The organism is Nostoc sp. DedQUE09, assembly GCF_034530915.1.
Taxonomy (GTDB): domain Bacteria; phylum Cyanobacteriota; class Cyanobacteriia; order Cyanobacteriales; family Nostocaceae; genus Nostoc.
The window spans coordinates 92,278-116,113 of the sequence record NZ_JAVRCE010000020.1 but is presented as its reverse complement, the minus strand read 5'-3'; the positions used below and the strand labels follow the sequence as shown (position 1 = coordinate 116,113).

Here is a 23,836-nt window from a genome sequence, read left to right as displayed (position 1 = left end):
TAAATTACCAAGTTTGCTTCTCCCCATTATATGCAGCTTCATTTTTAATTGGTATGAGATAAGCAGATTTATCGAGCAGAGCAAAAGTATGGGGGAAATTGCTTTACTCAAATCCTTTCGCGTTTGGGTTAAAAATAAAGTAGGATAGTTATTTATAAATTATGCAGAGCAGGAATATTTGAACGCTTTTATGTTCTTGCCTACAATCACCTGAACCATCTATAATTCATTTTCCCAAATAGTCATTAATAACCGTTTAATCAAAGCGATCGCACCCCACGAAATCAACTCAAAGAATCTGGATTGATCCCCAACTTTCGCAATTCTTGTGCCAGTCTTTGAGTGCGTTGTTCAGCAGTGATTCCTTGTTTGTCATACCAATACAACCAATCCCGCGTAATTTCCTGATAGGTTTCCCATTCCTAACCAATTGCTAAACCTATCTCTGATAACCAAACGAAATTTCTTGGTTGCAATACATATTCACCATTTACAAAGCGATAACCTTCTAAAATTGGTTTTCTCCGACGTTGAGGATTGTAAACAACATAATACAAAACCTCTATATAGTCTTAGTCTCTTGATTTTGACAACTCATTTAGGATTGTTATAGTTAGAAAAACCTTTAGCTTAACAGAGTAAAAAAGATAAGATCGGCAAAAATGTTAATTGCTGAGTTGGGATGTGCAATAAGACACCAGGGGTCTTTCTTGAAAATTGCTGTAACTGTGGCTATGGCATTCACGGCATCCATGCCATACTCATAAAGAAATGTACCGTATCCCCATCAACAAATTGAGTACTACTGAGAACCTATAGACCACTCATTTTGATAGTTACATCTAAACAGTAGTCTTTGTAAATACCAGTGGCGTAGGCGCAGCCCGTCGTAGACATCGCTTAGTAAAATCCACCATGCTCCGCTTGTGCTATCTAGTTTGTACTAAAGTTAACTTTATTCAACCGAGAATTGCTATTTGATGGTTGGTTGCTGTTAGTACAAGCATCAATGACACTGCTATTAATTCAGATAGAAGTGTATTGAATAAAACTATGGCGACTAAGGTGATGAATTGTTGTTGATGAGGATGATAACGGATTCATAAAACAGTATGATGCTTTCCCCTATCTGCCGTTGTAGCTAAATCTAAATGTACATTCTAGAATCAACTTTTGATTCACTAGGGAATAAGGCTGAATTTCTAAAGCACGTTGAAAAGCTCTGATAGCTTGACTATACTCTCCTAGTGCTGCATAACATAAGCCCATACCATGAAGCGCCCCAAAATGTATTGGATTTATCTGTACAACCATCTGACAATCAGCCAAAGATTTTTGATAATCGCCAATACTGTAATAGAGGAAAGCTCGACGATTCCAAGCTTCGGCAAAATCTGGCTGGTCTTTAATTAATGCTGTCAGCGCTGTTTCCGCTTCAGCAATTTCACCTGCATCTAGTAACTTTTGACTGCGGTCAATTATTTCCAGCCCATAGATTCCCTTTTGCTGAAACCAGATCCGCCAGATTTTTCTGGTTGCCTTGTCGCGCACTGTTGCATCCGGGTTTTTCAACTCTTCAAGTAAGGAATTGATAAATAAAGAATCCATGAATTTGAGATCAGTGAATATACCTTTGTATTAACTTTCTCACAAAATATCTCGATTAAATCATTTTTAAAGTCATCTTTAAATTAGCCGTGATTAATCGCTAATTATGAAATTACTGTGTGATTGATTGTGTTCAACAATACGACTAATACCACGCTAGATATTTAGAGTCATAAAAATCAAAACTGACTAGAGGTAGCTGACAGATCCCTTTGGCGCTATTACTCAAGCTCACATCAATATGCCAGAACTGTAAGATGCACTAGACAAAGGTTGTTTAGCAGGTAGATGGCAAGGTTATGAAACCAGGTGGTACTTTGGTTATTATCAAAGCCGGAGTTGAATTAGTTTGGTATTTACCAGGAATTATCAAGCACTTTGACATTGCAGAATCACAGTTGCTTTGCCCGTAAAAAATGTCTTAAATAAATGCATAATCAATACATTACATGCACACACAAACTTCAGAGAAAACAGCGATGATTTTTCTCAACTAATCCATAATCATCTACTATAATGTTGGATACTTACATTTCCAGATTAAAACGATAAATATTACATAGTAGGTACTAATGGGACAACCGACTATTGGACAATTAGAAACAGAAATATCACAGCAAATTATAAATTTATATAATGATAGACTAGGGAAATCTCCTAGCCAAATTATTTGTCATTTTTTTGATACTGAAATCGTAATTTCTATAGAAAACTCTGTTACCCAAGCTGAACAAACTTTACTGAAAGGAGGTTGTGATACTTTAGCTGAACAAGTACGATTATATTTAGAGAAAATAATTAAACCAGATTTAAAAAATTTGATTGAGGAAATTATTGATCAACCTGTTCTCTACCTGATGACAAACACCAATTTAGCAACAGGTCGTACTGGGATTGTTGTAATTCTCAAGGAATTACCTGAATTTTGTAACCCCAAATCTATTCCTAAGATAAATGTTAAGAATTTAGCTGAATGATGTGGCGACTGATTACCACTTCTAATTGATTAAAATCATAGGGTTTAGTAATGCAATCATCAAATGCTGTAAGTATCGTGGACTGATCGTCTTGTACAGTTCTTAGAGGTGTGACTGCAATGATTGGAATGGTAGCAGTTTTTGAGTCATGCTTAAGATCGTCAATGACTTGGTTCGCACTCAAGTTAGATAGCTTCATATCTAGCAGGATTAAATCTGGTTGATGAGTTTGTGCCAACATCACAGCCCTCACCCCTTGTTTGGTACAAATACATGAAAAATTTAATATTCCTAGATGAGAATTAAGTAGCTCTAAATCATGTAAACTCTCTTCTACAACCAAAATTAAAGGCTGTTCATTCATAAGCAGTTCGTCCTGTCCAAGAAAAGTTAGGCATAAAAATTCCACCCATCAGGAAAACCTGAAAGTCTTTGTTTATAGTAAATGTTTAATTCAATGTACGAGAGTATCTTCAGAGGACCAACTAAGGCATAAAAATGAATAAGTTACTATATAATCCATCCGGTTGTCCATTAGCGCTAAATTTTAGGAAATAATATAGCAAAGCAGTCATAACATCAAGCAAATAGTAGCATAACTGATGTATGTAATTGCAAGGATTGGCTATAAAGATCGGTATTTTATGGTAACTAGGGGATACTTAAAGTACTTAAGATTGCAGATTTATTAGTTTTAGCCAGTTTAGCCAAGAGGGACAAAATTACGTAAGCATCACTTTTGTTACATTATAATAAATTAATTAAGTATATTTAACTATCAAGTAACTGACGTGCATAAGCGATCGCCTCTGTTGGAGTTGAAAGTTTCCCCTCAGCTTGTGCTACCCCAATTTCAGTTAGCAGTTGACCGATAATTGGCGAAGCTGGAATATCTAATGTTGTAATCAACTCCTTCCCGCTGACTAGGGGGGTGGGATGAGCGATCGCATCATCCGGGTTGAGGTAGCGATCGATCAAAGGTGCTAAGATTTGGTAGCTCATTGCTTTCGTTTCCACTGCTGTGTCTAGTGGCTTGTCACCAGATATTGCCTCTACCAAATTATTAATTGCTACAGCTAGCACTGCCGTAGCGGGGAACACAATATCTGCGTTATGAAACAAAAAGTATTGTTCTCGCAACGACATATCAACTACTTGAAATTGCGGTAACAGTTTCAGAGCAGTAGTTACACCTCGGATTTCGGCACGACTATAAGTTAGTTCCTGTAGCTCTATTTCTGCTAATACTGGATCTGGGTTGACAAGACAAGCAAGTTTGGCAATACCTAGCCAAGTAGTTTTAATACTATCGCGGACATATTCTTGCAGTTGTGCCCCTAGTTGTTGCCACTTTTCTGTGAGTAAGGCGGCTGCTGTGTCAACTGCTGCTAGTTTGATCAAGCTTTCACGGGTAGCATTTTTGAACAAAGGGGCAAGTAAACCATCTTCCCAAGCCGTTGCAATCCAAGGAGTACCCTGAGAATTTGCCAGTAGATAGCCAATTTCTACCCTAACTCTTTCGGCTGCAACTTTGCTGATATGCGATGCCAAAGAACGAATTGCGGCTTGGGTAGCTGGCTCAATAGTAAAACCTAGTTGAGCGGCTTGGCGATAACCTCGCATTAACCGCAAAGGATCATCTTCTAGGTTCGCAGGTGATACCATTCGCAAAATGCCTTGTTGTAAGTCTACATAACCTTGCAGAGGATCGATAATTTCTTGCGTGTGGGGATTATAAGCGATCGCATTTACTGTAAAGTCTCGTCTGTGCAAATCAACTTCTAAGCTATCTCCTTCTTGTTGGGCAAAGTCAGCTGTAGCGTGGGGAAAAACCACACGCGCAATTTGCCGTTCTGCATCGAGTAACACAAAACCAGCTTTGTAATGATGAGCGATCGCTCTCGCTACCTTCACCGCCTTAGATGGTATAACAAAATCTAGATCCAGATATTCGCGAGTTCTGCCCAGGATCGCATCTCGGACAGCACCACCTACCATGTAAGCGGGTTGTGGCAAGAATTCCAAGCTAAAAGGCCAATTTTCGGGAGCGAGGGTAGAAGGAATTGATTCAAGCATTGTAATAAAAATCAACCCAGCAACTCATGAATAACAGTTGGGCTTAAGTTAGATTAACAATAAAGGCCCCTGGAGTTGGTTCTATTATGTGTATTTGCGTGAATTGCCACTATGTAGACAGCTGTGTTACCTATCATGCCGTAGAAGGGCAGCACCAACAGCCTCACTTGACTGAAACACCAGATTTTGATCCCAATGAACCTTCTATCAATGTCAACATTCGGACTAAAGATGATGTAATTGAAATGGAATGGGACGTTGTTGGTTGTTTGAGTTTTAAACGAGAAACAGGTAAGTGGTCGAAGTTGCGTCCTGGTGAATTAGTGCCGACTTGAAACGTCAAGGTATATTATGCCTCAGTCCATTAATAACAGAATCTTGACAATTCAATTCTAAGTTTCCTAGTGCAAGCAAAAGTATTTATTTAAACTTTGCACACGTAAGTTTTTCGCGGGGGTATAGCGATCGCTATACCCCTCATTTCTTTCGTTGACCCCCTCGAAATGCTGTGTAAGCGTTTGAGGGGGTTTATTGTTATCTTTTTATCAATATTGTCAATAATTTAAGCTGATTGACGAATCAATTAGACCTTTTCTAAAATTACTCTTTAAAACCATTCACAGTAAGGGTTATACAAGGGTGAGTTTTTCCATAACTTACCCCTCACGGGGATGGAAACGCATTAGTGTTGATGAAAATTTCTTCATCAAAAGCGAAGTTTTGCAATCACTTACCTCTTATGGGGATGGAAACTTGACTATGATGTGGTTGAATATATAAATCAAGTCATCTCTAAAAAATAAATATTTTAATTAACTTTGACCACAGAACTAAAACACCTCACAACAAAATACGCTTTAGCGTTGCACACCACTACTCCCGAATTAGGACTAGCAATTAGTAATTTTTCAGGTGATACTCGCTCTCAAATTTGGAATTTGGGGCGTGATTTATCTAGCTTAGTACATCAATATTTAATTGAATTTATCAAGCCGCAAACTTGGGCGAATTTGTCCTTTATCGCAGTTGCGAAAGGGCCTGGTGGTTTTACAGGAACTCGTATTGGTGTTGTTACTGCTCGTACTTTAGGGCAACAGTTAGATATTCCTGTATTTGCGATTTCAACTTTGGCTGCGGTAGCTTGGTCAGAAGCCAGCAAAAGCCAAAATCTAACAACTTTTGCTGTGGAAATGCCAGCACAACGAGGTCAAATTTTCGCTGCTATTTATCAGTTTGAACCAGATAATTATAAACTAAAAGTTTGTTTGTCAGATAGAGTATTGACACCAGAAGCATGGCAGGAAACTTTAGGTAATTGGAACACTAATTATCAATTGATTCAAGCCCAATCTGGGCTAGCAGCAACGGTGACAAGTATTTTGGAACTAGCTAATCTTGATTGGCAAGAGGGCAAATTTCCTAATTGGTCAGAGGCTTTGCCATATTATGGGCAGCATCCAGTAGAAGTTTAACTAATATCTAAAATATGTATGATGTATGTTTTTCCAGTACTCTAGCTCTGTATAATAATTCTTTTACCACAATAAGGGAATAAGGTAGTAGGGCAGACATAAAATACCTGTAATAATGCCAATCCAATAAGGAAGGTTACTATTTTTACTAAATGTTTGCTTAATGATGAATAAAAAAGTATAAGACAATATTGGAGAGGTCAGCAACCACAAAATTAAGGCTCTATCACTGTATGAGTAAATGACTACTCTCACATCAGCAGAAGGTTTTCCTCGTACAAGTTCAGCCATGTAGTTTGACAATTGCCCGGAACCAATAACAGAAGATATTGCCCCAACGATCGCTAACATATATTTGATAGCGACTAACCAAACCCTCGAAATTAGTCTTAGTCGTGAATGATTCTGGACACCACCGCCAAAATGCGCTGCTAGCAACACACCCAATCCGTAAGTTCCTGGGAATGAACCTAACAAATCGTAAAATAGCGCCCAAGCAAAGTATTCCTTGCCTACCATTGCTAAGGTAATGGGAAAACCAAGATAACCAGTATTACCCAACATTGCGGCTAATATCAAGCTAGCCTGAGTTGGTGGTTGGGGAATAGTCTTTCTAAAGTAGGCTTGTCCTTTAATGGCTAACCAAGCTAAAAATGCTCCTAGTAAAATGGCTAGGTAAGCGATCGCAGGTGCAATCCAAATTTGCCCTGATAAACTGGATTGACGCAAAAACGATACTATGCTTATGGGTACTCCCACCCAAAAAAGAAACAGTCCCAAACGTGTAGGAACTGTTACAGGTAGTTTGCGTCCCAGGATAAAACCTACCAGGACTAATCCTCCCAGCTTGACGTATAGTTCTAAAAGGTTTGTCAAGATTGTGCCCAAGAACCACAGATGTAAAATGCTACCTGTTACGTTTACTTTTGTCCAGTGCAAAATCTGTTATGGCCATTCCACAAAAACAGGAGTTTACCGTTGAATAAGGCAGGGTTTTCTGGAAAACCGCAAAACTCATCGAATGACCTTGGTGATGATATCCCAGTGGCTGTACGCGATACCCCTGATGCAACACCTAAGTTTTGGTTGCAACCCCGAATTGTGCTGATTGGGGGAGTAGCGGGATTTATCTTGCTAGCTTTAATTAGCAGTTTTTTGTTTTTCGTCACAGCACCCAAAAAAACCGCCGATTCTCAACCTTTACCAGCTACTTCTGCTCCTGCAACTCCAACAGCATCTAATAATTCCAGCGATACTGTATTAGGGCATTTTCCATACCCAGAAGCCCTTGAGTCAGAACTAGTAACCATCTCCGCAAATAGGGGCATTAGAATGCGAAAAGCTGCTGCCCAAAAGTTTGAGGAGATGGTAGCAGCAGCCCGGAGTTCAGGTGTAATTTTAGTACCAATTTCTGCCTTTCGCTCAGTCAAAGACCAGGAGCCGTTGTTTTTTGCTGTCGGTGCCCAGCGAAATCAAACGCCAGCAGAACGAGCTGCCCTCAGCGCTCCTCCTGGTCATAGCGAACATCACACAGGTTATGCTGTGGATGTTGGAGACGGAGCAGTACCAGCAACTAATCTCCAAACAAACTTTGACAATACCAAAGCTTATCGGTGGCTGCAAGCTAATGCAGCACGTTTTGGCTTTGAAATGTCATTTCCAAAAGATAATGCTCAAGGTGTGAGTTATGAGCCGTGGCACTGGCGTTTTGTAGGCGATCGCAATAGCTTGGAAATGTTTTACAAAGCTAGAAATTTAAAACCCGCTAAGATATCACCATAAAAGACAGCAAACAGGAGTCAGGAGCAATTGATTTTATCCCTCTTGCTCTCTCTTTGCTAATGGAGGCTGAAGCACTAGTTCTGTAAGGGCTGGAAAGTAGTATTCAGCAATTTTCTTAGCGATCGCATCTGGTCGGGAAATTTTATCTAGATTGCAAAGTAAAATCACGGTAATTTTGCCATCAATGAAGCGGGTAATGTTACTTGCAAATCCTAATATCGAACCGCAGCCTGGTAGTTCCTATTTGGGTAACACTCAGGCTGATCAGCAGGTATTTCAAATTGATGATAATTTTACCCACTACTGTCAGACTAAACTTTTAGCCAGCGGCGAAGAGAATGATACTTTAGCAGAATCTGCGGGAATTATATAACTATAACTATCGGGAAAAACCCTTTTTCCAACTTTCTGCATATAACGTAGATCGGTGGAGAAATTTATAACTATGTCCCTAGCGAACGCAGCGATCGCAAAGCGTGTCCGGTTGGGAATCAGTGAAGTGTTCGCGTAGCGTCTCGTAGAGAAGCAATCGCAAAGGTTTCAAGCTTTTTATATCTCGTTAGATAGTTAGATTTATTTGTGCTTACCTACCTTAGACACCAAGTTGATTCTGAGCAAAGTGAAATACTTGTTTCATAATTATGCTCAACCACAAGTCCCATAAATACCAAATTTACCATACCTGATGTATGAAAATATTAATTCAACACCGTCATTACGACAATGAAATTAGTGGAGTTTTAACTTACATTTATTCTATTATTCCTGAGTTGGAAGCTAGATTAATTGAAGTTAAAACTATTTCTACCAAACAAGATAATATTGCAAAATGGTTTAGTTATATTGCTTGGGCAGATATAGTACACATGAATTCAAATGATTTGATTTTTACTTTAATATGTAAATTTTTGCACAAAAAAATAATTATTAAATACCATTATTCTCTTTATCAATCTACTCATACTAGTTATAAGCAGATGACATTGACGCAACGTTTAAAAGCTGAATTTAAACACACATTACCGAAAGCCAATTATCCACTCAAGTGGAAATTACACACTTTTGTCAAATGGGCGCGCCTAACGACCCGGCTTTCTACTGCCTTCTTAGCCGATTATCATACAGCTTGTAGTAACTTTTTAGGAGAATCTTCTGCTTTTCCTTGGCTAGTTGATACTTTATACAATCCGATTGAAATCAAGTCGGAAAAGCAGCTTAAAACTTTAGAAAATTTATCTCGACCATATAATTTTATTTTTGTCGGTAGATTAGCTACAGACAAAGGTGTAGATATTTTATTAAAAGCAGCGCGGATTTTACAAGATCAAAATAAAGAATTTAAAATTACTATTATTGGGGATGGCGGACAATCTCAAGAATTAAAACAGCTAACGTCTGATTTAGGAATTGCCAACAAAGTTGATTTTTTAGGTAAAGTTACTCAAAAAGAAGTACTTCTAAAAGTTCAAGATGCTTTGGCTTTAATTGCTCCATCTCGTTGGCAAGATCCAGCACCTTACGTAGTGCAAGAAGCCTCTAGCGTTCAAACCTGCTCGATTGTTTCAAAAATGGGAGGATTGTCAGAAGTGGCAGGACCGCACAGCCTATTTTTTGAAAATGAAGATGCAGAAGAATTAGCCAAATGTATGCGATACTGCTTAGATAATCCGGATGAAGCCATTAACCTGGGTTTTCAGTCCAGCCAATATGTTGCGGAAAAGTTTTCGGCTGCGCGTGCTGTTAATAGACTACTGGAAATTTGTAGCGAACTTACTCCTAAAGCATTGGTAACAAAATCTGATACATAATTCCCGTTACAGGGTAAGCTAATCGTCATTCATTTTTCCAGAATGAATCCCTTTTCTGAAGTTGTCACCAATAGTCTCAGACTAGGAATACCGTCAATACTTTTCGGATAAACCTAACAATCTCTCTTTTGATCTGGGGTAAAGGTTAAAGGGGAAAGGTAAATTCAAACCCTTTTCCTTTCCCCTTTCACAGTTAACCGGAAAGTATTGAAGCAGGGGGACAAGGTGATTTAGTCTTTCCCCTTGTCCTCTTCCTCTTACCCAATGCCCCACACTTAATTTCGTCTGCTATTTCCTGGATTTTCAGGCACTGGTTTCTGATACTTACCTGGATACTTGTGCTGAAAATATTCTTCCATAATTTGTAAGATCATGGGCGCAGCAATGCTACCACCACCGCCACCAGAATGTTCAGCAAATGCCACAATCACAACTTCTGGCTGTTCAGCAGGTGCATAGGCTCCAAACCAAGCGTGATTTTGCTTAACACGCCCTTTCCACGCTTCAGCAGTGCCACTCTTACCAGCCACTGTGGGAACTGTTGGCTGCTTCAAAGCTTTACCTGTACCTTCAGCTACTACTTTCCGTAGTCCCTGACGGAGAACACTTATGGTTGTCGGCTTCATATTTAAAGATTCTCGCCAGCTTTTTGCTTCTTCATTGTCTTTAAGCAAATGTGGCTGGACTCGATAGCCACCATTAGCAGGCACGGCAAACATAATGGCGACTTGCAAAGGTGTAGTTTGTAAAGCACCTTGACCAATTGACATATTAATGCTATCACCTACTGTCCAAGGTATCTTCCAAGTTTTCTGCTTCCATGCCTCATCTGGTACTAAACCTTTTGCCTCTTCGTTGCCAAACTCAAAGCCAGTTCTTTTACCAAATCCATACTTGCGAGTCCACTCAATTAAAGTTGGGCCGCCGACTCCGCGACCAATTTGATAGAAGAAGGTATCACTACTCCACTGTAATGCTCCGACAAAACCCAATGGTCCGAATCCGGCGTGATTCCATTCACCAAATCGGGTGCCGCCAAAACTTAAGGAACCATAAGTTTGCAGGACTGTGCTAGGAGAAAATTTACCTGATTCTAGACCGGCTGTGGTGGTAACAATTTTGAAGGTGCTAGCGGGTGGAAAGGCACTGAGAGCGCGATTTACCAAGGGATGATCTGCACCTTGGACAAATTCCCAATCTTTTTGGGTGAGTTTCTGCTTCGAGAAAATATTTGGGTCAAAGGTGGGATGAGATACCATTGCTAAAACAGCACCGTTCTTGGGGTCAAGAGCCACGATCGCACCATCGCGATCGCCTAAAGCTTTTTCTGCTGTCTTTTGCATATTTAAATCTATGGTCAAGTGCAAATCATTACCCGCTTTTGCCTGTTTCTCACCCAAAACCCGGAGCGGGCGACCTGCACCATCAACTTCTACTTGCTGACCACCCCATTCACCCCGTAGACTTTTCTCATAAGCTTTTTCAACTCCCATTTGACCAATCACATCACCCAATCTGTAACCTTCTTGCTTCTTTTCTTTTAACTGCTCGGCGGTCAGTTCTCGCGTATAACCTAATACATGAGCTAGTTCCTTGCCGTGGGGATAATAGCGAACCGCCTCTGTAGAGATTTCCACGTCTTGAAGTTCGGCTTGATACTCCTTCAATGCTGTGATTTGCGCCTCGTTCAAGTCACGAGCGACCCGAATCAGTGAAGAAGAGTTAGCACCTGCCTCTTCTAATTTCTTTTCCATCTCTTCTTGGGTAACTTCGAGAATTTGAGATAGACGTGCCCCTACAACTGGCCATGCTGGCTTGGTATGTGCCATCGGCCATAAATATACAGAGCGAGGATAGCGAGTACTGGCTAAAAGTTTGCCATTGCGGTCAAAGATATTGCCTCGTTCTGGTTGTTTGGGGATCATCCGAATTCGATTTGACTCGGCTCGTTTTCGGTGGCTTGCTCCTTCAGTAATTTGTAAATATGCCAAACGAACACTGATACCAGTCATCATCAGTAGAGTAAATATAATTAAAAATATCGGCTGGAAACTCCTTCCTACTGTACGTGTATTTTTTTGTCCGCCAAGTGGAGATGGATTCAATAAACTCATAAGCCAAAGAGGATTTCAAGATTAAGATTATTTTTAAACAATTAATTCTGTACCATTATTCGGATCGAGTGCTGCGATCGCACCTCGGTGATTTCCCAAAGCTTTTTCGGCTGCATGACTAAACGCAATCCCGGACAGCCTTTTAGCAATTGCTAATATGCAATTTTAAGGTATTTTAACTTCATTACAGAATATTTAATCAAAAAGTAGTATATAAAAATACCATAGTATAATTGCCATTACTGAGCATAAAAGAATCGGGCGAGTATATTCTTGAACAATTGTTTTTGGCGGATACAATAAACCAAAGTGTCAAATATAGTCTGCCCAAAAGACTAAAGCAATTGACAAAATAACGTAATATCACGGCATTCTACTGAGGATTATGGCTCAAACTGTCATGCACAATCAGAGGGGGATAACAAGTTTTCAGGCACTTGATGTTGAACTGCGTAACGTCTTCAAGTTTTTTAACCAAGAACCAGCAGTAAATGGAATTGATTTGGATGTCAGACAAGGAGAATTTTTTAGTATTTTAGGCCCCTCCGGTTGTGGTAAAACAACGACACTGCGCTTAATTGCTGGGTTTGAAATTGCTGACGCTGGTAAGGTGTTAATTCAGGGTCAGTCCATGACTAATGTGCCCCCTTACCGCCGACCCGTCAATACTGTATTTCAAAGTTACGCTCTATTTAACCACCTGAATGTCTGGAATAACATCGCCTTTGGACTGCGGTTAAAAAAAATACCCAAATCTAAAATTGAAGCTAGAGTCCAAGAAGCTTTAAAACTAGTGAAAATGGAAAGTTTGCGATCGCGCTTTCCCAATCAACTTTCTGGTGGTCAACAGCAGCGAGTAGCTTTAGCAAGGGCTTTAGTCAACCGTCCCACCGTGGTACTACTGGATGAACCTTTAGGGGCGTTAGATTTAAAACTACGTAAAGAAATGCAGGTTGAGTTATCAAATTTACACAAAGACTTGGGGCTAACCTTTGTGATGGTGACACACGACCAAGAAGAAGCATTGTCTTTGAGCGATCGCATTGCCGTGATGAATCAAGGCAAAATTGAACAAGTTGGCACTCCCAGCCAAATTTACGAACGTCCCTGTACATCCTTTGTTGCTGATTTTATTGGTGATACTAATTTATTCAGTGGTGAAATCGTCGCGGTAGACTCCTCTAATATTAAAATTTCCACAAAAATGGGACTGTCAATTGTTATTAGCCGCGCTGAAGATACACCAACTCAATTATCACAAGCTGTAGTAGTAAGTGTGCGTCCAGAAAAAATACAGCTTTCGCTGTATCCACCTAATTTGCCAGTTAACTGCTTTGAAGGACGGCTTGTCAACGTTATGTATTTGGGCACACACGTTAATTATGTTATGGAATTAACAAATGGCATTAGCATTAATGTGTTGCAACCTAATACTTTGGGCACTTTACCAGACCGCGACACACTTATTTACGCCTGGTGGGCAGAAACTGATTGTTTAGCTATTAATCAATAGTCAACCCCTTTGGTTAAGTCAAAAGTCAAAAGTCAATGGTCATAGAAAACAGCGATAAACCAGTACAAATTCATGGTTAAAAAGTAAAAAGATAATCCCGATAAATAAATTTAAAGGTTAAGAACCATTCTTTATTTTCTTTCTTTTGCCTTGTTGATCAATGCTGAATTGGAATTGTAATTATAAACTCTGTTCCTACTGCTGGTGATGAATGACATTCCAGTTTGCCACGATGTGTTTCTGTGATAATTTGATAACTGATAAACATTCCCATACCTGTTCCCTTCCCTACAGGCTTGTTGGTGAAAAATGGATTAAAAACTTGTTTTTGAATCTGTTCTGACATACCTATTCCATTATCAGCGATCGCAATTTTTACCCAACCGGAATCTATGACTGAGGTACGAATGACAATCGTGGGAGTTAACAACCCAGTTAAATTGTCTATTCTTAATTGCGCATTCTCAATTTTCCATTCTTCTAAAGCATCAATGGCATTTGCCAATATATTCATAAACACCTGATTGAGTTCTCCGCCATAGCATTCCACTAAAGGTAATATGCCGTAGTCTTTGATGACTTGAATGGCTGGAAGTTTTGTTGTTTCTTGGAAGCGATGTTGCAATACCATTAGGGTACTGTCGATGCTTTCATGAATATCCACTGCTTTAAACTCGGCTTCATCTATGCGTGAGAAGGTTCGTAGCGACAACACAATCTGACGGATGCGCTGAGTACCAACTTTCATCGAACTCAATATTCTTGGTACATCTTCCTGGATGTACTCTAGGTCAATTTCCTCACACAAAGCCTGAAATTCCAACTTATTACCAGATTGCTGCTGATGGTGAATTATTCGTAACAGGTCTTGAGTATATTCCTCAAGATAGCTGAGATTACCGTGAATAAAATTAACGGGGTTGTTGATTTCGTGGGCAACTCCAGCCACAAGTTGACCCAAACTAGACATTTTTTCTGCTTGAATCATTTGTGCTTGAGTTTGTCTGAGTTCTTGAAGAGTTTGTGCTAAATTTTCTGTTTGTTGTCGCAATTGGTCTTCCATCTGTTTGCGTTCACTGATATCCCTGGCGACACAAACAACGGTGTTTTCGTCCATGCTGGCAATATTCGCCTCAAACCAAACCTCTTGCTCGCCTATAGGCAAGCTATATTCTACCTTCACAGTTTTTTTAGTTAAGAGTGCTTGTTGAATAGAGTTGAGAAAATAGTCGGCACAAGCAGAGGATAAAACCTCATGTATTTTGCTGCCTAGCAGTTCCGCAGGAGGTTGGTAGATTAAAGGCGCACCACTAGGAGCGATTTTGAGGTATCTTCCTTCGGCATCTAAGACAAGAATTACATCCTGCATAGCGTTGAACAACGCAAGTAATTCTGCTTGCGAGGCTTTGATTAATTCTTCGGCTTGTTTGCGACTGCTGATATCGCTAATAGCGCCATGAAGACCAATAATTTCACCGTCTGAGTCGAAAATTGGCGAAGCCACTGACCTCATCCAGCACCAATCTCCATCCTTTTTTAGGTGGCGAAATTCTATTGCGATCCGCTGCCCCTTGGTTTCCACCATTTCTTGGATTTTTCTTTGGGCTAGGGGGAAATCATCAGGATGAAGCAGGGGGGCAAAGGTTTGACCAAGTAGGTCTGAAGGTTCCCATCCTAAAACATTTTTATACTGTGGTGAGACATAAGTAAAAAGACCTTGTACTGACATGGAAAAAATCAGGTCGCTGATATTTTCCACGAGTTGGCGATACTTAGCTTCACTCTCAGCCAAAGCAGTTGCCGCCGCTTGGTGATGCTGTTTGCGAATTTTCTTTGCTGATTCTACAAAGGCAGAATTATTTGCCAATTTCGACTGTAATTCTATCGGTTGTAAATCCTGTGGGACTTCATCAGTAACTAATTCCCAAATTTGATGTTGTTCGACTAACAGCGTAGTTGAATAAAGGTCTTGCAGTGCTTCTAGCTGTTGCAGCAATTGGGTATTTTGCTGACGTAAAAGCGATATCTCTTCATTGTTGTTGTTAGTAGACATGTTCAACTCCGATTTACTTTATTTAGTGCTGTTTGCTAGGGTTGAGCTAGTCCTGCCTGACTCAGGACTTATGCAAAAATTGCTCAAAAGCTTAATTTATCAAACCGCCAAGATGCCTTTCTGGCGTGAACGCTACGTGCCCATGAGCAACTGGGGTGACAGAATCTTCTTAGCTAAAGTTGGTCTACTCAGCACTGTTTATTGCCTCGTTGGAATTGCAATTACAAACTCTGTACCTTTTCCTGGGGAAGAGTTACAGTGTATTGAACCCCCGTGTTTTTCCACAACAATTTGACGGGCGATCGCTAATCCTAAACCCGTTCCTTTTCCTACAGATTTCGTCGTAAACAAATGGTCAAATATCTTTTGCTTGACTGCTTCATTCATGCCATTAGCATTATCAGCAATCGTTATTTTAACCCGATCACCTTGCAAGGAGGTTTGGATTTTAATCTGGTTAGGATTATCTTGGATATCTGCAAAACTCCGCCCAGCATTAGACTCATCCAAAGCATCAATGGCATTAGCTAGGATATTCATAAATACCTGGTTTAATTGTCCAGGAAAACATTCAACTTGAGGCAAATTTCCATAATCGCTTATTACTTCGATTGCTGGACGCTGCTCATTAGATTTGAGGCGATGTTTGAGAATTAAAATTGTACTTTCAATCCCTTCATGAATTTTAAATGGCACTTTGTAATCTCTATCGGTACGAGAGAAAGTTCTTAAACTAGTACTGATATTTTTCAGGCGATCGCACGCCATCACCATTGAATCTATTGCCTTGGGTAAATCTTCTAAACTATAATCTAAGTCAATTTCTTCTGCATGGTCAATAATTTCAGCACCTGGATTAGGTAAACTTTCTTGATAAAGTTTTAAGTGTTGCACAACATCAGCAATAGTGGGTTTAACTTGTTTGAGACTCGCAGAAATAAAGCCCAAAGGATTATTCATTTCATGGGCTACGCCAGCAACTAAATTACCCAGTGCTGACATTTTCTCACTTTGAACAATTTGTAATTGAGCTTGCTGTAAATCTTCTAAGGCTGTTCCAAGTGCTTGAGATTTTTCTGTAACTGCTGATTCAGCTTGTTTGCGCTCGCTAATATTAATAGTTGTTGCAACTATGCGATAAACTTTGCCCGCCTGATCTTTTAATGGACTGAGTGTGGTTAACCACCAAGTTTTCTGCTCGTTAAATGTTAGACATTCTTCATAGGTGATGGGTATTCCGCTTTGGAAACAACGCAGATAATTTTGAGATACCACTGCACCTTCATCACCATGTAAATCTTGCGGAGTTTTACCCAGAACTTGGGAAGCAGGTATACCAACTGTTAATTCGCACGATTGACTCCATCCTGTGTACTCAAATTTACCATCATCCCGAACATCAATCACACAGATCAAACAGCCAACACCTTCGTAAATACTACTGAGGAACTTTTCTCGCTCCTGGAGATGATTATATAACTGGGCATTTTCCAAAGAAATTGCGGCTTGAGTGCAGAGAAAATTAACAACAGAAAGGCGATCGCTAGTAAATACCCCTTGAGTCAGTAGATTTTCTAGGTAAAGAATCCCTACTAAACGCCCTTGATTAATAATCGGGGTACATAATACACTTTGGGGTTGTGTTCGGCGCATATATTCCCCAATCAACCCAATAATGTCTGTTTTGCAATTGTCTATAACAACTGTTTGTTGAGTATTTTTGACGTAATTGATAATTTTTGCAGGAATATCTTGACAATTAGCGAGTGATTGTGGCTCAAGAATGGTTTGTATTTGGTCATGATTGATAAAGGTAATTGCCCTAACTTCCCAATTATCATCAGACACTTTCTTCAACAAGGGTTCCCCCCGGACGGTAGTATCCTCATCTTGGGGAAGAATGAGTACAGCTTTCTTGGCGCCAGAGTTTTCTAGGATAATGTGGGTCAAGCTGGCAATGAGTTGATCTAATTCCAGAGAACTGGAGATAGCTTGAGCGGCTTTGAGGACAGAGGTAAAATCTAATGTCTGGGAAATACTAGTGCTGCCAGTGGTAGAAGTGCGAGTAGATGAGGAAGTGCCACGAAAGCTAATAGTTTCTAAGGTATTGAAGTTGATTCGTTGCTGTTGCAGAATTGATTGGAGTAGTTGGGGATAGCGTTTTTCTAGGTCTTCTATTTTGGCTCTTGCGCCCCAACGAGCGTAACAGTAGTAAGCTTCTTGCATATATGCTTGGGCAACTCTTTCTTTACCCCAATCGAAATAAAATTTGGCTAGTAGTTCATTGCTAAGTGCTTCTTCTTGGATGTAGCCGTTGGCTTTAGCTAGAGTTATGGCGCGATCGTAATTTTCAAGTGCTTCTGCTTTATTGCCTAAAACTCGTTGTTTCTCAGCCTCAACTAAATGCCATTTATGCAGATGATTTGTAGGAGCATTTTGCGCACAACGGTACAGAGTGGTTTGATGGATTTCTACCTGGGCAAGAATTACAGAAAGTTCAATTTCTGGCTGGGTGGAAAATAGGGCTAGATACGTCAAGGCTGCATAGAAATGAGAAATCGGAATAAAAATCAATCCTGATACCGCAAGTAAATACTTTTCCCCTTCGTCAATGTAAGCGATCGCAGCTTTGTAATCACCAAAAGAATAGGCAAGCAACAATTTGTAGATATACAACTCAGCCATCACCGTGAGTTCATTAGCCTGACGATGTTTGGCAATCATCACCGTTTCATCGTAGATACTGCCGCTCAAACAATCGGGCTGAATTTGGGTTTCCCTAAAGTTCTGTGCCGCCTGCCGCATAATACTTACATAAGTCTGGGCAGAATGTTGCTTCGCCTGAGTTAAAGCGGCGTTGTAACTTGCTATATCTAATTCTAAATTGCTAAGTTCAGAGCCACTCCAAAAGACCGCATAGCTGTAACAACATACGTTATAGCCAGCGTGTAAAAAATCACCAGTTTCCATACCAGAGGTAAAACCAGCTTTCAGCAACGGTATCGTTGCCGAGAGAGCTTCTTGGTGATGTTGAATAAAGCCACCAAACAACATAGAAATCGTGGATTGAAATTCCCGCACATTGAACCGATCCAGCAAATTCAATGCCAATTGCCCAAAGCCGTAGCCCCCTTGAACCTCTCCGAAAAAGGCACACAGCACCATTCCGTGCAGCGCATACCCCACAGTGGAGGCGGGTGTATTCCCAAACTGAAGCGATAGAGTCACCATTGTGCAGCTAATCAGAGGCAATAAACCCGGCATTCCTTGGAAAACAGGTGCAAACAACATTCCTAACAGTTGCATGGCTGCCTGTGCTTGGGGATCGGTCATCGCTCGTAAGTCAGCTAATTCCTCAATTCGTTTGCCTGCGAGTTGACAAGCAAGGGCTTGTATGGCTTTACCAATCTCAGCATTGTTTGGCTCAATGGGTAGTTCAACCCCCAATTGTTTTAAAGCATCTGTGCCAACTGCGATCGCTTCTAATAGTCTGCTCTGGGCTGTCTGGGCAGCAATTTGAATTTCGTAAATTTTAACTTTGTCTAAAATTGTCTGCGCTGATTGCAACACCTGTACTGCTATCTGTTCCATGCCATCAAAGTCAGCATTTAAGTAAGCGGCTTCAGCGGCGGCAATATAGAGACTCAAAGTCAATTCATATTGATCTTGCCAGCAATTCACTGTGAGTAGCTCAATCCCAGTTTGTAAATAGGCCCTGGCAGCAGTGTATGCGGTGGAATTTTTGGCTTTAGCTCCTGCTGCCAAGTTAAGTCGAGCCAAGGCTTCTCGCTCGTTTGTTTGGGCGATCAACTCTTGCCCTAAATTCAAATGGCCGACAATATCAAATAGTTTTTCTTCTTGTTCTATTTGAGAAGAATTTTGTAGAAGTAATTGACCAATTTTGAGATGAGTTGCTTGTTTCTGGTTATCAGGAATTAGAGAATAGGCAGCTTGTTGTACTCTGTCATGTAAAAATCTATAATAAGCTGTCCTTTGTCCTCTGTCCTTTGTCATTCGTTCGCTCTTTTCTAATGACAAATGACCAATACTTTGACTTACCTCGACTTCGCTCGGCACAAGTCGCTCAGTACAAGTGACCAATGACGAATCTTGATAAAATTTATAAACATCACTAATTGGTAAAATCAACCCTTCTTGTAAAGCTTTCCATAAGCTAGCAGCTGTTTCAATTTCTGATGACTCCCAAACAATCGCCAAAGTTGCTAAATCAAATTGATTGCCAATGCAAGCGGCTAACTGTAATACATTTTGAGTTGATTGAGGCAATCTTCGTAATTGAAATACCATGAAATTAACAACATCATCTGTAACCGCTTGCTGATTTATTTGGGTGATATCACATTGCCACCCACCCGAAGCCTCTCCTTGATAAGAGGGGGTTGGGGGGGTGAATTCAATTAATCCATCTTGGTGTAATGCCTTGAAAAACTGTATGGCAAAAAACGGATTACCCTGAGTTTTCTGAAATACCAATTGAGAAACAGGTAATGCCAAATCTTTTGTACATTTAAGTGTATCAGCAACTAATTGATTCACTTGCGATTGACTTAGAGGCGCTAAAGTAATCGTATTAATTGTAGCTGCTGTTTTTTGGATATCATTCAAAGTCAATATTAATGGATGTCCTGAATTGACTTCGTTATCACGATAAGCACCAATTAAGAAAAGATGTTTTGTATCAGCCATTAATAACTGTATTAACATCAACGATGCTGAATCTGCCCATTGCAAATCATCTAAAAACATCACTAATGGATGTTTTTCACTGGTAAAAACTTGGGTAAATTTATGAAATAATAAATTAAACCGATTTTGGGCGGCAGTTCCTGATAATTCTGTAGCAGGTGGTTGTTGACCAATAATTCTTTCTAATTCGGGAATGACTTCAATAATTACCTGTCCATTATCACCTACAGCCGCTAAAATCTTGGTTTTAAATTGCTGGATTTGAGTATCGCTTTCTGTTAATAATTGCCCCATTAAATCGCGGAAAGCTTGGACAAAAGCAGAAAAGGGAATATTTCGTTGAAATTGGTCATATTTCCCTTTGATAAAATAACCGCGCTTTTTGACGATTGGTTTATGAACTTCGTTAACTACAACGGTTTTACCAATACCCGAAAAACCAGCTACCAACATCATTTCTGTAGCACCTGTACTAACACGCTCAAATGCTTGCAGTAGAGTTTCTACTTCTGTTTCTCGTCCATAAAGTTTATCAGGGATAATAAAGCGATCGCACAGATCCCGTTGAGCAATTGGGAAATGCTTAATTTCACCAGTTTCTTGGAGTTGAGATAAACAAGTTTCTAAATCAAATTTCAACCCCAATGCACTCTGATACCGATCTTCAGCATTTTTTGCCATCAATTTCATGACAATATCTGACAACACTTGCGGAATCTCTCCACTTTTAATTTCCCAAAGGGATGGTGGAAGTTTTGCTAGATGACAATGTACCAACTCCATCGGATCGTTTGAATGGAACGGTAACTCACCCGTAAGTAGTTCATAAAAAGTGACACCTAAAGAATATAAATCAGTCCGGTAGTCAATCCCCCGGTTCATTCTTCCTGTTTGTTCTGGAGAAATATAACCAAGTGTCCCTTCCAAAACATTAGGATTCATCAGTGTTTGAGTTTGCCGTGGTAGTAGGGATGCAATACTAAAGTCAATTAATTTAACTTGTTTGGTTTCTGGATTAATTAAAACATTGGCAGGTTTGATATCTTTATGAATAATCCGGTCGCGATACAATATATCTAAGGTGTTGCACAGTGCGATCGCTATCTGTAAAAACTCCATCAAAGATTCCAGGTTTCCTCTCACTCCCCATTCTTTCAGAGAAATCCCGCCAAAGTCTTCCATTACCAACGCATAGCCATTTTGGTAGGGTTCCAGGCTATAGGTTTGGACGATCAGAGGTGAGTTGAGATTCTTAGCTATGGTGTACTGGTTGCGAAACGATAAGAGTTCGCTGAAACTCGGATAAGGATTTTTCAGCAGTTTAATCACTACGGGTAATGAGTCAGTCTCTCGATACCCTCGATAAACTATGGTTCTGGAACCATTGTAGAGTTCTTCGCTTACTTTATATCCGGGAATATTGACAAGAGTGCTAACCATACTGCTAAATCTTTAATACTTCCAGATTTAGTGTTCCCAGAATATATAAATTTATTTATAAAGAAGAGCAAAAATTTTCGCCGGAATTTCAATGAAAAACTCTGTACCTTCACCTAGAACTGAGTTAAAAATCAATTTCCCGCCGTGAGTTTCCTCAACTATTTGATGAGCGATCGCCAACCCTAAACCCGTCCCTTTTCCAACGGCTTTAGTAGTAAACAAATGGTCAAATACCTTTTGTTTTATTTCTTCATTTATCCCCTTGCAATTATCTTTAATATTAATAATTATTTGTTACTTATCATCGCTAACTTGAGTAACAATTGTAATGCAATTGGGATTAACTTTAATATCTTCAAAACTATGTCCAATGTTTGACTCTTCCAAAGCATCAATAGCATTTGCCAGAATGTTCATAAACACCTGATTCAGCTGCCCAGCAAAACATTCTACTAATGGTAGTTGACCATATTCTTTGATAACTTTCCAATTCCCTGTTTCTAATTGCTTGGCGGCGCTGTTGAGTTGTAAAATTGGTAGCACTACCAGCGATCGCGATAGCCAACGCACTAAAAATACAGTCAATAACAACACAGCCAAAAAAGTTACTAGAGCAAATCCGGCAGCCCGAATTTCTAGGCGCACTACAGAACTTCCGTCTAATTCAACCACCAAGAATCCATTTACCCGACCCTGGAGATTGGTAATTGGGGCATAACCGTAAAGAATGGTTTCGCCATTTGCAGTTTGCTGAAATTCCTGACTCCAGCCCTACTTTGTTAGTAATCTGTTGCCATTTTTGTTCAATCGCGGCATCCTTTACTTTTGGTGCTGCCTTGGCATGAATTACACTTGTCCATACAAGAGCCATAGTCTGGTGTACCGTCACCATTCAAGTCTTTGCCGTGAAACTGTTTAGCGATCGCCACATACTCATTCCAGTTTGTAGGAGGTGTTAACCCTGCCACGCTGGGTTTCCTTGATAATTTGACGATCGCTCGTTCGCTTTGTTATTTTTTATAACTCAAGCTTGATTAAAAACCGTGACTAACACTAGCTGACAGCAGTAACTTATTAACAGTTGCACAGGTAGATACACTTAAGTTAATCTTTAAACTAGCTATGGGCACTCCAATTAAAGGCATATCTAAAATCAATCGGCAACAACACAAAAGATGATTGACTATTAACTTAATGACTAACAGACGCCAATTTTTAAAAGGGGTGGCAGCACTTTCTAGCTTATCTTTAGCTGGTTGTGGCTGGAGGCTGGCTGAAGTACGTGCTAATTCTAATACGAATGGTCAGCGTGACCAACTTTATATCTTTACCTGGACGCAATATACTGACAACCAATTATTGAAAACTTTTAGCGCTCAAACTGGCATAAAAGTGTTGGCAGATGTCTATGATTCCAATGATGTCATGCTGGCTAAATTGCAAGCTGGAGGCGGGGGCACTTACAGCATTATCAACCCATCTGATTACATGGTGCAGAAGATGGTAGATAAAGGTTTATTAACAGAAATAAATCATGATCGCTTAATCGGTCTAGAGAATTTATTTACCCGGTTTCAAAATCCTAGTTATGACTCCAATAACCGCTACAGTATCCCTTTTAACTGGGGGACAACAGGTTTCCTTTACAATTCCGAAAAAATCAAAGATGCACCACAAGACTGGGATTACCTTTGGCAAAATCAAGAGCAACTTAATCAGCGAATGACCTTGCTCAATGATGTTCGAGAAGTCATGGGTGCAACCTTACGAATGCTCGGTTATTCTTATAACTCAAAAAATGAACAAGAAATCAAACAAGCTTATGAAAAATTGAAGATGCTAAAACCTGCGATCGCGCGTTTTGACACCGACGCTTGGCAAAATCAAATTCTGGCAGGAGATTTACTACTAGCAATGTGTTATTCAGCAGATGCAGTGAAAATATCCCAAGAGAATCCTAAACTCAAATATGTAATTCCTCGCAGTGGTTCTTCATTATGGACAGATACTATTGTAATTCCCAAAACAGCCCCCAACCAAGCTGGAGCTTATGCTTGGATTAACATGATTTTGCAACCAGAAATAGCAGCCCAAATCACTCAACGCCTAAATATTTCTACGCCGAATAGCGCTGGATTTGAGCAATTACCAAAAACAATCCAAAACAACACTAATTTGTTTCCGCCAGAGTCACTGTTAAAAAATTGTGAACGTGTTACACCTGTAGGAGAATTTGAAGAGGTTTACGATCGTTATTGGACTCAATTAACTAGCAGCTAAAAGAGT

The 23,836-nt window shown here is 39.9% G+C and carries 18 protein-coding genes and 1 pseudogene; 9 read left to right on the top strand and 10 right to left on the bottom strand.

The annotated features are described in order from the left end of the window. Window positions 1-1,125: 1,125 nt before the first annotated feature. Window positions 1,126-1,608: a tetratricopeptide repeat protein gene (locus RMY27_RS15365; RefSeq protein WP_322664566.1), complete on the bottom strand. Its 483-nt coding sequence runs from the start codon at window positions 1,606-1,608 to the stop codon at window positions 1,126-1,128. 299 nt (window positions 1,609-1,907) lie between these two features. Between RMY27_RS15365 and RMY27_RS35520 the strand changes: the two genes are divergently transcribed. Next, window positions 1,908-2,021 (top strand): hypothetical protein, encoded by a 114-nt coding sequence (locus RMY27_RS35520; RefSeq protein ID WP_416212345.1) that lies wholly within the window; start codon window positions 1,908-1,910, stop codon window positions 2,019-2,021. 159 nt (window positions 2,022-2,180) lie between these two features. Further along, window positions 2,181-2,585, top strand: a complete 405-nt coding sequence (locus RMY27_RS15355) for a DUF2294 domain-containing protein (RefSeq protein ID WP_322664564.1) — start codon at window positions 2,181-2,183, stop codon at window positions 2,583-2,585. Here the strand turns inward: RMY27_RS15355 and RMY27_RS15350 are convergent. Together RMY27_RS15350 and RMY27_RS15345 are read right to left on the bottom strand one after the other, a co-directional pair. After that, a complete protein-coding gene (locus RMY27_RS15350) occupies window positions 2,566-2,949 on the bottom strand; it encodes a response regulator (protein WP_322664562.1) in 384 nt (127 codons plus the stop codon). The two genes, RMY27_RS15355 and RMY27_RS15350, sit on opposite strands and share 20 nt — an antisense overlap. A 407-nt stretch (window positions 2,950-3,356) precedes the next feature. After that, window positions 3,357-4,661: a CCA tRNA nucleotidyltransferase gene (locus RMY27_RS15345; RefSeq protein ID WP_322664560.1), complete on the bottom strand. Its 1,305-nt coding sequence runs from the start codon at window positions 4,659-4,661 to the stop codon at window positions 3,357-3,359. A gap of 86 nt (window positions 4,662-4,747) precedes the next feature. On the opposite strand from RMY27_RS15345, the gene RMY27_RS15340 reads away from it, so the two are divergent. Continuing rightward, entirely contained in the window at window positions 4,748-4,996 is a 249-nt protein-coding gene (locus RMY27_RS15340; protein ID WP_251960287.1) for a Ycf34 family protein, read from the top strand. Window positions 4,997-5,479: 483 nt separating this feature from the next. Further along, the gene (gene tsaB, locus RMY27_RS15335; RefSeq protein WP_322664558.1) at window positions 5,480-6,133 is read left to right on the top strand and encodes a tRNA (adenosine(37)-N6)-threonylcarbamoyltransferase complex dimerization subunit type 1 TsaB; all 654 of its coding nucleotides are present in this window, start codon (window positions 5,480-5,482) and stop codon (window positions 6,131-6,133) included. A gap of 63 nt (window positions 6,134-6,196) precedes the next feature. On the opposite strand, the gene RMY27_RS15330 is transcribed toward tsaB, so the two are convergent. After that, window positions 6,197-7,009: an AEC family transporter gene (locus RMY27_RS15330; RefSeq protein WP_322664556.1), complete on the bottom strand. Its 813-nt coding sequence runs from the start codon at window positions 7,007-7,009 to the stop codon at window positions 6,197-6,199. 102 nt (window positions 7,010-7,111) lie between these two features. Here RMY27_RS15330 and RMY27_RS15325 point away from each other — a divergent pair, with 102 nt between their 5' ends. Continuing rightward, window positions 7,112-7,915, top strand: a complete 804-nt coding sequence (locus RMY27_RS15325; RefSeq protein WP_322664554.1) for a M15 family metallopeptidase — start codon at window positions 7,112-7,114, stop codon at window positions 7,913-7,915. 33 nt (window positions 7,916-7,948) lie between these two features. Here the strand turns inward: RMY27_RS15325 and RMY27_RS15320 are convergent, their stop codons facing one another. After that, window positions 7,949-8,083, bottom strand: a complete 135-nt coding sequence (locus RMY27_RS15320; protein ID WP_322664552.1) for a hypothetical protein — start codon at window positions 8,081-8,083, stop codon at window positions 7,949-7,951. Window positions 8,084-8,111: 28 nt separating this feature from the next. Here RMY27_RS15320 and RMY27_RS15315 point away from each other — a divergent pair, with 28 nt between their 5' ends. Together RMY27_RS15315 and RMY27_RS15310 are read left to right on the top strand one after the other, a co-directional pair. Next, entirely contained in the window at window positions 8,112-8,288 is a 177-nt protein-coding gene (locus RMY27_RS15315; protein ID WP_322664550.1) for a hypothetical protein, read from the top strand. A 316-nt stretch (window positions 8,289-8,604) separates the two neighbouring features. Then, on the top strand, window positions 8,605-9,723 hold the full coding sequence (locus tag RMY27_RS15310; RefSeq protein WP_322664549.1) for a glycosyltransferase: 1,119 nt from the start codon (window positions 8,605-8,607) through the stop codon (window positions 9,721-9,723). 275 nt (window positions 9,724-9,998) lie between these two features. Here the strand turns inward: RMY27_RS15310 and mrdA are convergent, their stop codons facing one another. Next, window positions 9,999-11,837 (bottom strand): penicillin-binding protein 2, encoded by a 1,839-nt coding sequence (gene mrdA, locus RMY27_RS15305; protein WP_322664547.1) that lies wholly within the window; start codon window positions 11,835-11,837, stop codon window positions 9,999-10,001. A gap of 385 nt (window positions 11,838-12,222) precedes the next feature. Here mrdA and RMY27_RS15300 point away from each other — a divergent pair, with 385 nt between their 5' ends. Next, the gene (locus tag RMY27_RS15300; RefSeq protein ID WP_322664545.1) at window positions 12,223-13,350 is read left to right on the top strand and encodes an ABC transporter ATP-binding protein; all 1,128 of its coding nucleotides are present in this window, start codon (window positions 12,223-12,225) and stop codon (window positions 13,348-13,350) included. 157 nt (window positions 13,351-13,507) lie between these two features. Here the strand turns inward: RMY27_RS15300 and RMY27_RS15295 are convergent, their stop codons facing one another. From RMY27_RS15295 to RMY27_RS15280, 4 genes and pseudogenes are all read right to left on the bottom strand, one after another. Beyond that, window positions 13,508-15,403: a PAS domain S-box protein gene (locus tag RMY27_RS15295; RefSeq protein ID WP_322664543.1), complete on the bottom strand. Its 1,896-nt coding sequence runs from the start codon at window positions 15,401-15,403 to the stop codon at window positions 13,508-13,510. Window positions 15,404-15,601: 198 nt separating this feature from the next. Beyond that, the gene (locus tag RMY27_RS15290) at window positions 15,602-21,550 is read right to left on the bottom strand and encodes an AAA family ATPase (RefSeq protein ID WP_322664541.1); all 5,949 of its coding nucleotides are present in this window, start codon (window positions 21,548-21,550) and stop codon (window positions 15,602-15,604) included. A 51-nt stretch (window positions 21,551-21,601) separates the two neighbouring features. Continuing rightward, a pseudogene (locus tag RMY27_RS15285) lies at window positions 21,602-22,036 on the bottom strand (sensor histidine kinase); the annotation flags it as partial. 317 nt (window positions 22,037-22,353) lie between these two features. Next, window positions 22,354-22,518 (bottom strand): hypothetical protein, encoded by a 165-nt coding sequence (locus RMY27_RS15280; RefSeq protein ID WP_322664539.1) that lies wholly within the window; start codon window positions 22,516-22,518, stop codon window positions 22,354-22,356. A gap of 226 nt (window positions 22,519-22,744) precedes the next feature. Between RMY27_RS15280 and RMY27_RS15275 the strand changes: the two genes are divergently transcribed. Further along, a complete protein-coding gene (locus RMY27_RS15275) occupies window positions 22,745-23,830 on the top strand; it encodes a spermidine/putrescine ABC transporter substrate-binding protein (protein ID WP_322664537.1) in 1,086 nt (361 codons plus the stop codon). Window positions 23,831-23,836: the final 6 nt, after the last annotated feature.

Coding starts and splice junctions, on each gene's coding strand:
- RMY27_RS15315 (WP_322664550.1), top strand. CDS start 8,112: ATGTTACTTGCAAATCCTAATATCGAACCGCAGCCTGGTAGTTCCTAT.
- RMY27_RS15275 (WP_322664537.1), top strand. CDS start 22,745: ATGACTAACAGACGCCAATTTTTAAAAGGGGTGGCAGCACTTTCTAGC.
- RMY27_RS15350 (WP_322664562.1), bottom strand. CDS start 2,949: ATGAATGAACAGCCTTTAATTTTGGTTGTAGAAGAGAGTTTACATGAT.
- RMY27_RS15290 (WP_322664541.1), bottom strand. CDS start 21,550: ATGGTTAGCACTCTTGTCAATATTCCCGGATATAAAGTAAGCGAAGAA.
- RMY27_RS15345 (WP_322664560.1), bottom strand. CDS start 4,661: ATGCTTGAATCAATTCCTTCTACCCTCGCTCCCGAAAATTGGCCTTTT.
- RMY27_RS15295 (WP_322664543.1), bottom strand. CDS start 15,403: ATGTCTACTAACAACAACAATGAAGAGATATCGCTTTTACGTCAGCAA.
- RMY27_RS15355 (WP_322664564.1), top strand. CDS start 2,181: ATGGGACAACCGACTATTGGACAATTAGAAACAGAAATATCACAGCAA.
- RMY27_RS15300 (WP_322664545.1), top strand. CDS start 12,223: ATGGCTCAAACTGTCATGCACAATCAGAGGGGGATAACAAGTTTTCAG.
- mrdA (WP_322664547.1), bottom strand. CDS start 11,837: ATGAGTTTATTGAATCCATCTCCACTTGGCGGACAAAAAAATACACGT.
- RMY27_RS15365 (WP_322664566.1), bottom strand. CDS start 1,608: ATGGATTCTTTATTTATCAATTCCTTACTTGAAGAGTTGAAAAACCCG.
- RMY27_RS15310 (WP_322664549.1), top strand. CDS start 8,605: ATGAAAATATTAATTCAACACCGTCATTACGACAATGAAATTAGTGGA.
- RMY27_RS15340 (WP_251960287.1), top strand. CDS start 4,748: ATGTGTATTTGCGTGAATTGCCACTATGTAGACAGCTGTGTTACCTAT.
- RMY27_RS35520 (WP_416212345.1), top strand. CDS start 1,908: ATGAAACCAGGTGGTACTTTGGTTATTATCAAAGCCGGAGTTGAATTA.